This is a genomic window from Microcystis sp. M53603_WE2 (assembly GCF_030065435.1).
The window spans coordinates 1-13,452 of record NZ_JASJFF010001258.1 but is presented as its reverse complement, the minus strand read 5'-3'; the positions used below and the strand labels follow the sequence as shown (position 1 = coordinate 13,452).

General features: G+C 39.2%; 12 protein-coding genes. 6 read left to right on the top strand and 6 right to left on the bottom strand.

Annotated features, from left to right (window positions below; all coding sequences use genetic code 11):
* Positions 1–117: 117 nt before the first annotated feature.
* On the bottom strand, positions 118–660 hold the full coding sequence (locus PX481_RS26415; protein WP_012264720.1) for a Uma2 family endonuclease: 543 nt from the start codon (positions 658–660) through the stop codon (positions 118–120).
* Here PX481_RS26415 and PX481_RS26410 point away from each other — a divergent pair.
* The 3 genes from PX481_RS26410 (at position 659) to PX481_RS26400 (ending at position 8,313) form a co-directional block, all read left to right on the top strand.
* Positions 659–1,618 carry an enediyne biosynthesis protein UnbU gene (locus PX481_RS26410; protein WP_288096908.1) on the top strand — a complete coding sequence of 320 codons (960 nt, stop codon included), beginning with the start codon at positions 659–661 and terminating at the stop codon, positions 1,616–1,618. The genes PX481_RS26415 and PX481_RS26410 overlap by 2 nt on opposite strands.
* 118 nt (positions 1,619–1,736) lie before the next feature.
* Positions 1,737–7,697: a type I polyketide synthase gene (locus PX481_RS26405; RefSeq protein ID WP_288096906.1), complete on the top strand. Its 5,961-nt coding sequence runs from the start codon at positions 1,737–1,739 to the stop codon at positions 7,695–7,697.
* Between the two features lie 49 nt (positions 7,698–7,746).
* Entirely contained in the window at positions 7,747–8,313 is a 567-nt protein-coding gene (locus PX481_RS26400; protein WP_288096904.1) for a hypothetical protein, read from the top strand.
* Between the two features lie 130 nt (positions 8,314–8,443).
* On the opposite strand, the gene PX481_RS26395 is transcribed toward PX481_RS26400, so the two are convergent.
* Positions 8,444–8,677 (bottom strand): hypothetical protein, encoded by a 234-nt coding sequence (locus tag PX481_RS26395; RefSeq protein ID WP_002762575.1) that lies wholly within the window; start codon positions 8,675–8,677, stop codon positions 8,444–8,446.
* A gap of 23 nt (positions 8,678–8,700) precedes the next feature.
* Positions 8,701–9,642 (bottom strand): RpnC/YadD family protein, encoded by a 942-nt coding sequence (locus tag PX481_RS26390; protein WP_288027728.1) that lies wholly within the window; start codon positions 9,640–9,642, stop codon positions 8,701–8,703.
* Positions 9,643–9,696: 54 nt separating this feature from the next.
* Here PX481_RS26390 and PX481_RS26385 point away from each other — a divergent pair, with 54 nt between their 5' ends.
* Both PX481_RS26385 and PX481_RS26380 read left to right on the top strand, forming a co-directional pair.
* Positions 9,697–9,909, top strand: a complete 213-nt coding sequence (locus PX481_RS26385) for a hypothetical protein (protein WP_002762577.1) — start codon at positions 9,697–9,699, stop codon at positions 9,907–9,909.
* On the top strand, positions 9,906–10,319 hold the full coding sequence (locus PX481_RS26380; protein WP_002762578.1) for a type II toxin-antitoxin system VapC family toxin: 414 nt from the start codon (positions 9,906–9,908) through the stop codon (positions 10,317–10,319). Before PX481_RS26385 ends, PX481_RS26380 begins: the two co-directional genes overlap by 4 nt.
* Before the next feature lie 12 nt (positions 10,320–10,331).
* Here the strand turns inward: PX481_RS26380 and PX481_RS26375 are convergent, their stop codons facing one another.
* A complete protein-coding gene (locus PX481_RS26375; RefSeq protein ID WP_002762579.1) occupies positions 10,332–10,715 on the bottom strand; it encodes a hypothetical protein in 384 nt (127 codons plus the stop codon).
* A 303-nt stretch (positions 10,716–11,018) separates the two neighbouring features.
* Between PX481_RS26375 and PX481_RS26370 the strand changes: the two genes are divergently transcribed.
* Positions 11,019–11,450: an acyl-CoA thioesterase gene (locus tag PX481_RS26370; RefSeq protein ID WP_002762580.1), complete on the top strand. Its 432-nt coding sequence runs from the start codon at positions 11,019–11,021 to the stop codon at positions 11,448–11,450.
* A 194-nt stretch (positions 11,451–11,644) separates the two neighbouring features.
* Here PX481_RS26370 and devC read toward each other — a convergent pair whose 3' ends face one another.
* Both devC and PX481_RS26360 read right to left on the bottom strand, forming a co-directional pair.
* A complete protein-coding gene (gene devC / locus PX481_RS26365; RefSeq protein ID WP_002762582.1) occupies positions 11,645–12,808 on the bottom strand; it encodes an ABC transporter permease DevC in 1,164 nt (387 codons plus the stop codon).
* A gap of 16 nt (positions 12,809–12,824) precedes the next feature.
* Positions 12,825–13,313 carry an HlyD family efflux transporter periplasmic adaptor subunit gene (locus PX481_RS26360; protein WP_288027733.1) on the bottom strand — a complete coding sequence of 163 codons (489 nt, stop codon included), beginning with the start codon at positions 13,311–13,313 and terminating at the stop codon, positions 12,825–12,827.
* Positions 13,314–13,452 lie beyond the last annotated feature (139 nt).

Below are 13,452 nucleotides of genomic sequence, written 5' to 3'. Positions count from 1 at the left end.
CCAAGCTTTTCTGGTCGGAACCCCCTAAGCCGAGTTTTCAAGGTGCTGCGCCGTCCACTTGGTTTTCGAGACTGGCCTTTTAATTCTAACGTAAAGCCAACCTAGAACGGCGGGGTTTCAGACCCAAAATTTCCGATGAATCCCTAAAAATAATTCTAACTGTTGACTCCATAACCAGCCCTGTTCATTCGCTGCAATTTCTTCGTATTTTCCTGCCATCAACTGAAACCCCTTAAATTCTAAACTGGTGAGATCAAACCAAAAATAATTAGGAGTCCGGAAAGTTTCCTGATAAATTTCTTTCTTTAAACCTCTATCAGTTTCTGCCGTTGAATCAGACAAAATCTCGATGATGACCTGGGGATATTTCCCCTCTTCTTCCCACACTACCCAACTTTTACGCGGTTTTCTTGCTACTCCCAAAACCACAAAAAAATCAGGACCCCTAAAATATTCTGATTTTCGTTGATTAGGGCTGTAATAAATAGTCAGATTACCAAAAGCATAGAAATCTTGGCGGTCTTTCCATAATAACTCTAGTGATTGGATCAAAAGCATCAATTGACGCAGATGTAACTCTGTTTCCATAGGGGGTTCATCACTCAGTAAATCACTTTTGGGAAAGATAATTTCCTTTAACTCATCTTCAACAATAACCATGACGACCACTCAATTATTTAATCTTCCCTATTTTAGCTCTTCAGTAGAGCGTTCTACGGTTTCCTATCAACCTAACCGTTTAGCAGGATTACGACGCTTTGCCATAGCGATTACCTTTCTCAATATTTTAGGTCATACTGTCCTCGGATTTGAACAATCTTGGGCGCAACCTCTGGTGGCTTTAGCAACAGGTTACAGCGTAGAATTATTATTAGAAAGCGTTGATGCTGGGGTAAATAGCTTTAAACCTAGATATTTAGGAAGTATCGGTCAGTTTGTCGATTTTCTGCTTTCTGCCCATATTACCTCATTAGCGATCGCTATGTTACTCTATGCTAATGAGCGTTTATTTCCGATTATGTTTGCAGTAGCGGTGGCTATCGGATCTAAAGCAATTTTTCGGTTAAAAGTGGCGGATAAAACCCGTCATTTTCTCAATCCTTCTAATTTTGGTATTAGCGTTACCTTACTCTTATTTCCTTGGATTGGCATCGCGCCCCCCTATCAGTTTACCGAGAATTTAAGCGGTTGGGCAGATTGGATTTTACCCGTCTTAATTGTTTGTACGGGAACGTTTTTAAATGCCCGTTTTACTCGTAAATTGCCTTTAATTGCGGGATGGTTAGGGGCTTTTATCTTACAAGCAATCCTCAGAAGTGCTATCTTTCACACAGCGTTAATCCCCGCCCTATTACCCATGACAGGGGTGGCTTTTGTCCTCTTTACTTTCTATATGGTAACGGATCCGGGAACAACACCAATTAACCCCCGTGAGCAGATAATTTTCGGGGCATCTGTAGCCGTTGCTTATGGCATTTTGATGTCCTTTCACATTGTTTTTGGGATGTTTTTCGGATTGACGCTGGTGTGTTGTTTCAGAGGGTTGATATTAGCGGTTGAACCCTTAAAAGCAAAATTACCCCTAGTACAGGCTTCCGGCATTTTATCAACTCCTTAACCAATATATTATGCGGTTTTTGTGGGCAAAGCCCACCCTACAGCTTTTAGCTACAAACTACAAATGAAAAGGGCGTAAGCCTTACGCCCCTACAGTAACATTCTCCTGGTCATTGACTATGAAAGCTTCTCCTCAAATTGCTATTGTTGGCATGGCTTGTCTTTATCCTGATGCCGATTCTCCACAGGAATTATGGGAAAATGTCCTGTCTCAGCGTCGGGCATTTCGTCGCTTTCCCTCAGAGCGATTATCGTTAAGTGACTACTATTCTCCCGATAAAAGCGCCCCTGATGTCATTTATTCGACTCAAGCTGCCGTTATTGAGGGCTATGAATTCGATCGCATTGCTTATAAAGTGGTGGGGAGTACCTTTCGTTCGGCTGATTTAGCCCACTGGTTAGCGTTAGATATTGCGTCTCAGGCGTTGAATGATGCCGGATTTCCCGACGGAAAGGGGTTAAATAAAGAAACAACCGGGGTTTTACTGGGAAATACTCTCACAGGCGAGTTATCGCGGGCTAATACCCTAAGATTGCGTTGGCCCTATGTGCGTCATAGGGTAGAAGAACAATTATTAAAACAAGGATTATCGGACAAAGAACGGCAAATTTTCTTAAATGAATTAGAAAATCGCTTTAAAGAACCCTTTGAACCGATTGGAGAGGAGTCTTTAGCGGGAAATCTCGCGAATACGATAGCGGGGAGAATTTGTAATTATTTTGACTTAAAAGGGGGCGGATATATCGTCGATGGGGCTTGTAGTTCCTCTTTACTGGCAGTAGCGAATGGTTGTTCGGCTTTAGTCGCTGAAGATTTAGATATCGCTTTAGTCGGGGGTGTGGATATTAGTATGGACCCTTTTGAGTTGGTGGGTTTTGCCAAAACGGGGGCCTTAGCCTCTGGGGAGATGAAAGTGTATGATCAAGGGTCTAATGGGTTTATTCCGGGGGAAGGATGCGGTTTTCTGGTGTTAATGCGTCATGGGGATGCCCTAGCCCAAAATAAACGGATTTATGCTGTTATTCAGGGTTGGGGGATTTCTTCCGATGGCAAAGGGGGAATTACTCGCCCAGAAGTGGAAGGACAGTTATTTGCTTTAAATCGCGCCTATAAACGGGCTGAATTTACGGGGGATACTATAGCTTATTTTGAAGGCCATGGTACGGGAACGGCGGTGGGTGATGGAACCGAATTAGAAGTTTTATCTCGTATTCATCCAGATACGGTAAATAAAGCCGTTATTGGTTCAATTAAAGCGAATATTGGCCATACTAAGGCGGCGGCAGGGATAGCAGGGTTAATTAAGGCGACTATGGCGGTTCATCGTCAAATTTTACCACCAGTGACGGGATGCGATCGCCCTCAGGCTCGGTTAACCGAAGACAAGGCAAGGTTACAGGTATTAAAAGAGGGGCAAATCTGGCCAAATTCCTTACCTTTACGGGCAGGAGTGAGTGCCATGGGTTTTGGGGGCATTAATAGTCATATTATCATAGAGGGATTAAGTCAGATTCGTCGTCACACTTTAACGCCACAGGAACAAAAATTAATCCATTCTCCCCAAGATGCGGAGTTATTCCTATTGAGTGCAAATAGTCAAGAAGACTTACAAGCACAGGTTAATCGGTTATTAAATATTGTTCCTCGCATATCCCAGTCAGAAATGACGGATCTTGCCGTTGAATTAGCGAAAAAGGTAAATCCTCATTTACCCTATCGTCTGGCCATTATTGCATCTTCCCCCGATAGCTTAACCAATCACCTTGTAGGAGCGCAAGGCTTGCACTCGTTGATCCCCCCCGGTCAAAATTTAGATAATATCTTTACCAATCACGAAAAACAGATCAATAAAATAGGTTTTCTCTTTCCGGGGCAATCCGCACCAGTTTATCTTCATGGGGGACTCTGGGAAAGACGTTTTCCTGTGATTAAACAATTATATAACAAGGCTCAGTTAGCCAAGGGTAAGGATAACACGGTGACGAATATTGCTCAACCGGCGATCGTTACGGCTTGCCTAGGGGGGTTACAACTCCTAGAAAACTTAAATATTAAAGCAGATTTAGCCATAGGACACAGTTTAGGGGAATTATGCGCTTTATTTTGGGCAAATGCCTATGATAAGACTCAATTAATTAATCTAGCTAAAATTCGCGGTCAAGCAATGGCACAACTGGGCCACCCAACAGGTAGAATGGCCAGCATTAACGCCGATGCAGAAACGGTTAAAAGTTTATTAAATGGACGTATCGTTGAGATTGCGGGATTAAATTCACCCTATCAGACAATAATCTCAGGAGAGGCCTTAGGGATTAAAGATGTTGTTGAAAAAGCCCAAAATCAAGGCATTAAAACCGTTTATTTGCCTGTCTCCCACGCTTTCCATTCTCCCCTAGTGGCCCCGGCCGTGCAACCCTTAGAAGATTATTTACAAACTTATCCCTTAAATTCCCTGGAAAAAACGGTTATTTCTACCGTAACGGGCGAAAAATTGCCATTAAATACCGACTGGCGCTCGCTTTTATTAGAACAAATGATCTCACCGGTGCGCTTCATCGATGCAGTCAAGTCAGCAGAGAAAGAGGTTGATTTATTCATTGAAGTGGGTTCTGGTTCAATATTAAGCCGTTTAGTGGCAGATATAACGGATATTCCCGTAATTTCTCTCGATAGCAGTAGTGAGTCTTTACAAGGGTTATTGAAAACGGTTGCAGTAATGTTTGTTAATGGTGTCAAGGTTAACTATCAAGGGTTATTTGAAGATAGATTTAGTCGTCCCTTTAATTTAGACTATCAACCCCATTTTATTGGCAATCCATGTGAGATCAAGGCAAAGGGCAAAAGTCAACAGGCAAAAGTAGAGAATATTGATCTTTTATTACCTAATCATAGCCAAAACCTCAAACCTAATACCTCAAACCTGAAACCTCAAACCTCAAAAATTGAAGTTATTCGTCAATTGGTGGCACAAAAAACAGAATTACCCCTAGAAACCATTGAAAATCATCATCGCTTGTTGGCGGATCTGCACCTTAATTCTATCAGTGTCAGTCAATTAGTGATCGAAGCAGCGCGTCAGTTAGACTTATCTCCTCCCCATTCACCGACAGATTATGCCAATGCAACTATTCAGGATCTAGCAGCAGCTTTAGAAGAATTAGGCAAAAATAATTCCCAAATTCCTCAAGAATCAATCCCGATGGGTGTTGATAATTGGCTGCGTGCGTTTACGGTTGAATTAATCGAAAAACCGTTAATTAAATCAGATAAAAAGCAAATAAATCGAGAAAAAGCGGGAAATTGGCATATTATCGCCCATGCTGATCATCCTTTATTACCTAACTTATCTGTTTTACAACCCACCTTAAAGCATGAGCAGGAAAAAGGGATCATTATTTGTTTAAAACCCTATCCTGATGAATCAGAAATTGGTTTGCTTTTAAAAGGAGCAAAATTATCTATAAAAGAGAAAAAACCCTTGATTTTGATTCAACAAGGAGGAGGATATGCGTCCTTTGCGAGAACTTTTTATCTAGAAAATCGTCAAATTCCCACCTGTGTGATTGATATTCCTTTTCATCATCCCAATGCAGTTAATATCATTCTCTCAGAAATCACTGCAACCGATAGCTATACAGAAGTTTATTATGATGAAAACGGAAAACGGTTTGTTCGTCAATTAAACTTGTTAGGGTTAGAAAAAGATACCGATAACCCTAAGCAGAAAAAAGCCCTAAAAAGGTCAAATAAAAGCAAAATCAAGGAGCTTCTTTTGGTGACGGGAGGAGGGAGAGGTATTGCCTCAGAATGTGCCTTATCCTTAGCTAAAGAAAATAAAGCCACCTTAGCGATTTTAGGACGTTCTCAACCTGAAGATAACCGAGAATTAGCCGAAAATTTAGCAAGAATGAAGTCTGCAAACATCCAAGTCCATTATTATTCTTGTGATGTCAGTGATGCTGAGTCAGTTCAGCAAACTATCGCCGAAATTAAGAAAAATTTAGGAGAAATTACGGGAATTTTACACGGTGCAGGGGTTAATACACCGAAATTAATTCAACATCTCGAACCAGAAGATTTCATAGCAACTTTAGCTCCAAAAGTCAAGGGTTTGCAACATATCTTAACGGAAATTAACCCCGATTCTCTCAACTATTTAATCACCTTCGGTTCAATTATTGCCGAGACTGGATTGAAAGGAGAAGCAGACTATGGGTTAGCCAATGAATGGTTAGGGAATATTGTAGGGGAATTTAGTCGAAAATACCCTAATTGTCGCTGTTTAAACCTAGAATGGTCGGTTTGGTCCGGTATTGGCATGGGAGAACGTTTAGGAACAGTTGAAAAGCTAAGAAATGAAGGTATTACCCCTATTTCTCCCGATATTGGCATTAAATACTTACATTTACTTTTAAATCAATCCCTAACCACTGCCTCTGTCATCATCGCCGGGCGTTTTGGTGAACCGCCGACTTTAAGCTTAAAACCGCAAGAATTATCTTTTTTACGCTTTTTAGAGACAAAGAAAGTTCATTACACGGGAATTGAACTGATTACTGAAGCAGAATTATCCTTAGACAATGATCCTTATTTACAAGATCATGTTTATCAAGGAGAATACATTTTCCCCGGTGTCCTGGGGTTAGAAGCGATCGCGCAGGTGGCCACTGCATTACTCCCCACCTTAGCAAGGAAGGAGGATCAAACCCTTAACAAGGGGGAAAACCAAGATCCCCCTTCCGTCCCCCTTAACAAGGGGGAAACTGGAGGATTAAGGTTTGAATCGGTTAAATTTAACCGTCCGATCGTGGTTTCTGCCGATCAACCCTTAAAGATACAAATTGCTACCTTAATCACCGATTCTGGAAAGGTTAAGGCCGTTATTCGCTGTGCCAATACAGGGTTTAGTATCGATCATTTTGAAGCCATCATCAGCCATTCTTCTGTGGGGGTGCCAGACTGTCGTCCATTGATTCCCCCTGTCCCCCTTAAAGAAGGAAAAAATAACCCTCAAATTAACCCAGATAAGGACTTATATGGTCATTTATTGTTCCATAAAGCAAGATTTCAACGAATTAAGGGTTATTCTCATCTCAAAGCAACCGAATGTATTGCAGAAATTAACATTGAGCAAAAAACTGCTTGGTTTAGTCGTTATTTACCTCAATCCCTGATTTTAGGCGATGCAGGGGCAAGAGATGCCGTTATCCATGCTTTACAAGCTTGTGTTCCCCATGCCACTATTTTACCCACTGGCATAGAACGCTTAACGGTATATTCTGTCAATTTAGGCGAAAATCAGTTTGTTTCAGCCAAAGAAAGACTGCATCAAGGAGATACCTTTGTCTATGATCTTGAGGTATTCAATAACGATGGCAATCTCTTAGAAGTGTGGCAAGGATTGGAATTAAAGGTGATTAAACACAGAAATCCTCAAGATCCCTGGATTCCAGCCCTTTTACCCTGTTATTTAGAACGAAAGATCAAGGAGATGATGCCTAATGTCGATTTAACTTTAATTCTCGATCGGGATGCAACGGTAGAAAGACGAGTCAGAAGCGATCGCAGTTTAGGGATGTTAACCTCATCCCCTAGTGTAATTCAGCGTCGGGGGGATGGCAAGCCCGAATTAAGCGATAACGAGACGGTTTCGGTGTCTCATGCCGAAGATTTAACCCTTGTGCTTAAGGGTGCGTCAGGATGCGATCTGGAACCGATTATCCCCCGTGATGTGCAGATGTGGCGCGATTTATTGGGGGAAAATTCCTTTAATTTAGCGGAGGTAATTAGTCAAGAGAATCATGAGGATTTTAATATGGCAGCGACTCGCATTTGGTCTGCTAAAGAAAGTATTAAGAAAGCGGGTTTGAGTCTCGATATCCCGTTAACTTTATCGTCTTTCTCTCAACAATTAACCCCTTTATCCCCTATTTTGTGGTTATCTTCAGGAAAGGATTTAATCATCACTTTACCTGTTTCTTTCCGAGAAATCAAGACAGCTTTCATCTTGGCAATATTTGTCCAAACAGTTCCAGAAAAATCGAACTTACTTCAGACAGAACCAGCAAAGGTTTTCTGATAAAACTTATCCAGTTTTACCCTTTTTTAAACCACAGGAGAACCAAATCATGACTACAGTTCGACAAATTCCCAACCAAAGAAACCCTATTCAACTGATTTCAAATATCATCCGTTCTTTCGTTTATGCGATGAATGGACGCTGGCATAAATTGGGGATGCAAATCTTTATGATAGTGACTATTGCCCACATCTCAGAACATATTATTCAAGCTTATCAATTGTGGGGTTTAGGATGGCCGAGACCAGAATGTTTAGGGTTATTAGGACTCTGGAAACCTTGGTTAATGCGCTCGGAATGGCTACACTATGGACACGCTCTTTTTATGTTATTAGGGTTAGCCATTTTTCGTCCTTCTTTTCATGGAAAAGCGCGTTTTTGGTGGGATTTGGCCTTAGGATTACAATTCTATCATCATTTTGAACACGCTTTACTCTTAGGACAGGCAATTATTGGTCAAAACTTATGGGATTCTCGCGTTCCTATTAGTATTGGACAAATTTGGTTTCCTCGGTTAGAACTGCATCTTTTCTATAACTTAATGGTTCTAATTCCCATGATGATTGCCATGTATTATCATCGTTTTCCACCTATGAATGAGGGGAGATTAGTTTAAATTTTAGCCAAAGTTAAAGAAAGTATTAGGAAAATGGGGGTAAATGAGTATTTACCCTATTCTTCTAGTTAATTGTGCTGAAAAGTTGTCTCTAGTTCTTAAAAAAAGCATGATTGCTCTCCTTCTCATATTATGATAAAGAGTCATTAACTAGCTGTTGAAATTCCCCCAATGAATTAATAGTAATACTGGGGACAAAAAGACCCTCTAAGACAGACACATCCTCAATTTGGTTAATCGTTTCAATCAGGGAATTAGGAATCTCCCCAAAACGACTTTGTAAAGCCAAAATGATATGTTTTTGGTTAGTTAATTTAGCTCCTTCTTCGAGAGCCATTTCTTCTATGGTGCTTAAAAAAGGCATGATTGCTCTCCTCCTCGTATTAATTAAGATAAAGAGTCATTAACTAAATGTTGAAATTCCTCCAATGAATTAATAGTAATACTGGGAACAAAAAGACTCTCTAAGACAGACACATCCTCAATTTGGTTAATCGTTTCAATCAGGGAATTAGGAATCTCCCCAAAACGACTTTGTAAAGCTAAAATAATATACTTTTGGCTAGTTAATTTAGCTCCTTCTTCGAGAGCCATTTCTTCTATGGTGCTTAAAAAAGGCATTTTGTTTTCCTCCTCGTATTGACTGAGTTTTGTTTTAAAGTTAAGTTGAAGTTGCGGGGGTAAGGTCATCATTTTATCAATGAATTTCCCTAGATTGATAATCTCAAACTTGGTTAATCCCCTTTGATATAAACCTCTGACTAAGTTCCACTTCCATTGTTCACGCTCCCTGAGATTATTAGTCGTAGCCTTAGTTTTTAGGTGTGCCATGACTATTATAGCCCAAATATTCTCACTTTGTTCTAAGTCTTCCCATTGATAATCCAATAATTTGACCATTAAAAAATCGACTTTCACTTGACTTCCCCCTAACCCATATTGATAAAAATTAGGTCGCCAAGACCTACTTTCATCCCCTAAAATAGCTAAACTAATAACAGGTTTATGGTACAAATCAAAGGCTCGATAATTATAAATAAACATTCGTTGAGGGAATTTTAGATCATATTGACTTTGGACTTCAATATGAATTAAAAGCCAGATTTCCTGATTATCTAATAACCAAACTTTCAATAATTTATCAGCATAGCGTTGCTCAGTTTCCGCAGCTGCCGTAATTTGTTCTAATTCTTTATCAAGGGAAATAGGGGTTTGATTCCAGTCAATTTCTTGATAAATATTGGGATAAAAGAAGTTTAAGAACTCTGCCAAATAAGTGCTAATCGCTTCTTTCCATGTTTTGTCGTAATTAGCTGTCACCTCAGCCATGCCTTTCCCACCTAATTGCTATATAATAAATAATATCCTAATCTTTCAAAAACAATGGACAATTCTAACCCTACTCCTATCCCCTGCGAAAATAGTGATACTTCTTCCTTAGAAACCGCTAACCACAAACCCTTTTGGAAAGCCATTGTGGAAATTGGTGAAAAAGTTCCCATTGAAGAGTGGAACAAATTACCTAAAGATTTTGCTCGCAATTTTGAACATTATATGTATGGCGCACCCAGAGACGAGGATTACGAAGACGAATGAGAAAGATTTTTTTAGATACTGCTTATCTTCAAGCACTGGTTGACACTCGTGATAGTTTACATCAATCTTCTGTAGCTATTACCGACGAATTAGATATATTTCTATCTGTTACTAGCGAAATGGTGTTAACTGAATTACTCAATGCCTTATCTGGAAGGGGTGGGTATTTAAGGGATGCTGCCCTAGATATTGTAGATAAATTACACCAAGACTCATCAGTAGAAATTATCCCTCAAACCTCTCAGTTATTTACCGAAGCATTGCTATTTTATCGCCAAAGACGAGATAAAAGCTATAGCTTAACAGATTGTGCTTCGATGTTGATTATGAGACAACAAAATATCTCCGATGTTTTAACTTTTGATCGCCATTTTCAACAAGAAGGATTTAATGCACTACTGAGAAATTAGGAGGTAAAATAACTAATTGACTTTTTGAGCTACTTCTGCTAGACAATCAAAGTGACGACCATATTTAACAATAATCGTCATCGATCCTCGATAATCAATTAACCCTGTCATTACCGCTTTAACTGCACCAATTTCTTGATTAACAAATCGTTCCCAATTTTCTCTAGTTGCTGAAAAAATCGGTAAAGATTCATCCATTTCTTCAATCAGTTCTAAACTAACAATCTGACCCTGATCATCCCATTCTGAACAAACAGAAACCCCCTGATGATCACTAAACCAAAGAATTACTTTTCCCAATTTAGTGAACTTTTTACCTAAGTTTTCTTGTTCGTTCCATGTCGTTTGATAGGCAGACCACCATTCTTGAGAAAAACGAGTTAACGGTTGATTCATGAGGTATAATCAGAAAATAAAAAACTTGTGTTTAGTTTACCATTATCAGGATAACCTATGATCATCTTAAAATTCCTACTTTATGCCCCTCAGGGTAAGCGCATCTTAACAATCCTTGACAAAATGAACTTTATATGGGTTGCCTACCCAGAGCGCGGTTTAGACATATTTGAGTAGAATTTGCCATCGCAGTTGTTAAGCAACAATCGACCAAATAAGAGGACAAGCAGCTGACAAAATTGGTCAATTGTCAATAGCGTTCTTTTAAAACCGTTGTTAATCTCGAAAAATCGCTAAATAATCATGATGAAAGCCTACGAATATCATCACATTGTCAGTTTTCAAGAAACCAATTTAGTCGGTAATGTTTATTATGCCAATTATGTGCAATGGCAAGGTCGTTGTCGAGAAATGTTTCTCAAAGATAATGCCCCAGATATTATCACAGAATTATGCCAAGGATTAGCCTTAGTAACGGTTCGAGTATCCTGTGAGTATCTGTCCGAATTATTTGCCTTTGATCATGTTATTATTCGGATGCGTTTAGGAGAGATTAAACAAAACCGAATTACCATGTTATTTGAATATTGGCGAGTGACTGATGAAGGGGAAGAATTAGTGGCAAAAGGGGAACAACAGACGGCCTGTATGCGACGAGAGGATAGTGAAACCAGACCCACTCCAATTCCTGCTCAACTGAAATTAGCTTTAGAAAACTATCACATCCCGATCTAAAAGATAACCCGAGGAATGTGAGATAAAAATAACCGATAAAAAATGACTCTCCTAGACTGGTTATAGCCAATTAGTGGTTTAAATGAGCTTAACCCGAAACTTCCGCCGCTTTCATTTATCCCAGCATGAGCCGACTCCTGTTGAGGCGGCTTGCCTAGATGACCACACTACCCGTAAACCTTTTCAAACATACTCTAAAAAATATCGGCAGGATCGGCATATTGGAGCTTATTAATAGCCGTGGCTCCAGCAATCAAGGACATGAGCAAGGTTAAGCCAAAGACGAATATTGCTCTAGTAGGGGTCATTTCAATGGGAAGTAAGGTGTATTTTTGGGTAAAATAATACTGAATCATCCCTAATAAAAAGCCAGGAATATAACCTAATACTGCAATAATCAGAGCTTGCTGAAAGACGAGCCACAGAAGATAACGATTGTGATATCCCATTGCTTTTAGAGTTGCATATTCTGCTAAGTGTTCTGCAACATTGGTATAAAGAATTTGATAAACAACCACAATCCCGACCACTAATCCTAAAAATACCCCCAAATTAAAAATAAAACCAATAGCTGTACTGGTTGCCCAATAATTTTTTTCAAAGTTAATAAACTCTTGCTTGCTTAATATTTTGACATCTTTCGGCAAATATTTCTTTAACTTTTTGAGTAAGGATTGCCGATCAATATCTGGTTGAAACTTAATTAAGCCAATATCAATGAACCGAGATGAACGATTCTGAAATATTCTTAAAAAGTTAGGGTAGCTCATTAATAAGTTACCATCTGAACCAAAAGATGTACCTAATTCAAAGAGACCAACCACTTCTATTTTTCGATTATTACCAGAATTTCCCACCTCAGTAATAATAGTTTTACCCTTCTGGAAATCTTCAGCAATATTTCCAAACTCTCTACGAGAATTTTGGTCAAATAAGGTGGTATATTTTATCTTTAATTTTTGCCAATTTTCTTTGATTCCCACTGCCTTAAATGCTTGATATCTTAAGTCAATTCCAATGACAAAAATATTACGCCAATAGTTTTTTGTATCGGGATTTTTCCATTGAGCATAGCCTACATAGATTGGACTGACTAATTCCACTTCATTAAAGGATAAGACTTGTAATAGTCTTCGCTCACTAAAACTTTCCATGGCAATTAAGGATGTAGAACGAGGACTAATCAGGAAAGCATCACCTTCTAAACTATTATGTAAATGAACAGCACTCTCAAATAAAGCATCTCGAATTCCCAACTGCATAAAAATAATCACAGTGGAAAAAATAATACCAGATAGTGCAACAATTAAACGAGTTCTTTTATGAGCTAATTGTAACCAAGCAGTAGGAATATTCATCTTCTGAATGAGTTATTTAGTTAGGATGAATGATCACATTAATCTTTAAGTTAGTTAACCGATTAACTTTAGCACTAGAGCGATGATCTAAGCTAATTTTTACCTCGACGACTCTAGCATCTGTATCGACAACAGGATCGGTTCCTAAAACATCTTGTCGTCCCACTTTCCAACCTATTTCTTCCACAGTTCCCTCTAAATCTCCGAGCATTTTATCGGTTTTTATCGTTACAGATTGACCTAATTTAACTCGACTAATATCGGTTTCATACACTTCTGCTGTCACATACATTTTTTGGATATTTCCCAATTCTAAAATCCCTTCATTTTTCACTAATTCTCCAGGAAAAGTATTAATTTTTAAAATTATTCCTGCATGGGGCGCACGCACATAGGATAATTCTAATTCCGCCTGAGCGCGTTCTACATTAGCCTTAGCTGTCATTACTTCATCTTGAGCAATTTGAAGATCAACAGGACGAATTTCCGTAACTGCACTTAACAGGCTCTTCGGGAATTGTTATGCAAATAATTAACTTAAAATAAAATTCGATGAGAGCAACTACGCTCAAAAGTAGCTGAAATCCATATAGGGAAGGACTTAAGGCATCAACAGGTTAATACCAAAAGATAGACAATCGAGT

Excerpts from the sequence above, each read along its gene's own strand:
- PX481_RS26410 (WP_288096908.1), top strand. The coding sequence starts at position 659 with ATGACGACCACTCAATTATTTAATCTTCCCTATTTTAGCTCTTCAGTA.
- PX481_RS26415 (WP_012264720.1), bottom strand. The coding sequence starts at position 660 with ATGGTTATTGTTGAAGATGAGTTAAAGGAAATTATCTTTCCCAAAAGT.
- PX481_RS26405 (WP_288096906.1), top strand. The coding sequence starts at position 1,737 with ATGAAAGCTTCTCCTCAAATTGCTATTGTTGGCATGGCTTGTCTTTAT.
- PX481_RS26400 (WP_288096904.1), top strand. The coding sequence starts at position 7,747 with ATGACTACAGTTCGACAAATTCCCAACCAAAGAAACCCTATTCAACTG.
- PX481_RS26395 (WP_002762575.1), bottom strand. The coding sequence starts at position 8,677 with ATGCCTTTTTTAAGCACCATAGAAGAAATGGCTCTCGAAGAAGGAGCT.
- PX481_RS26390 (WP_288027728.1), bottom strand. The coding sequence starts at position 9,642 with ATGGCTGAGGTGACAGCTAATTACGACAAAACATGGAAAGAAGCGATT.
- PX481_RS26385 (WP_002762577.1), top strand. The coding sequence starts at position 9,697 with ATGGACAATTCTAACCCTACTCCTATCCCCTGCGAAAATAGTGATACT.
- PX481_RS26380 (WP_002762578.1), top strand. The coding sequence starts at position 9,906 with ATGAGAAAGATTTTTTTAGATACTGCTTATCTTCAAGCACTGGTTGAC.
- PX481_RS26375 (WP_002762579.1), bottom strand. The coding sequence starts at position 10,715 with ATGAATCAACCGTTAACTCGTTTTTCTCAAGAATGGTGGTCTGCCTAT.
- PX481_RS26370 (WP_002762580.1), top strand. The coding sequence starts at position 11,019 with ATGATGAAAGCCTACGAATATCATCACATTGTCAGTTTTCAAGAAACC.
- devC (WP_002762582.1), bottom strand. The coding sequence starts at position 12,808 with ATGAATATTCCTACTGCTTGGTTACAATTAGCTCATAAAAGAACTCGT.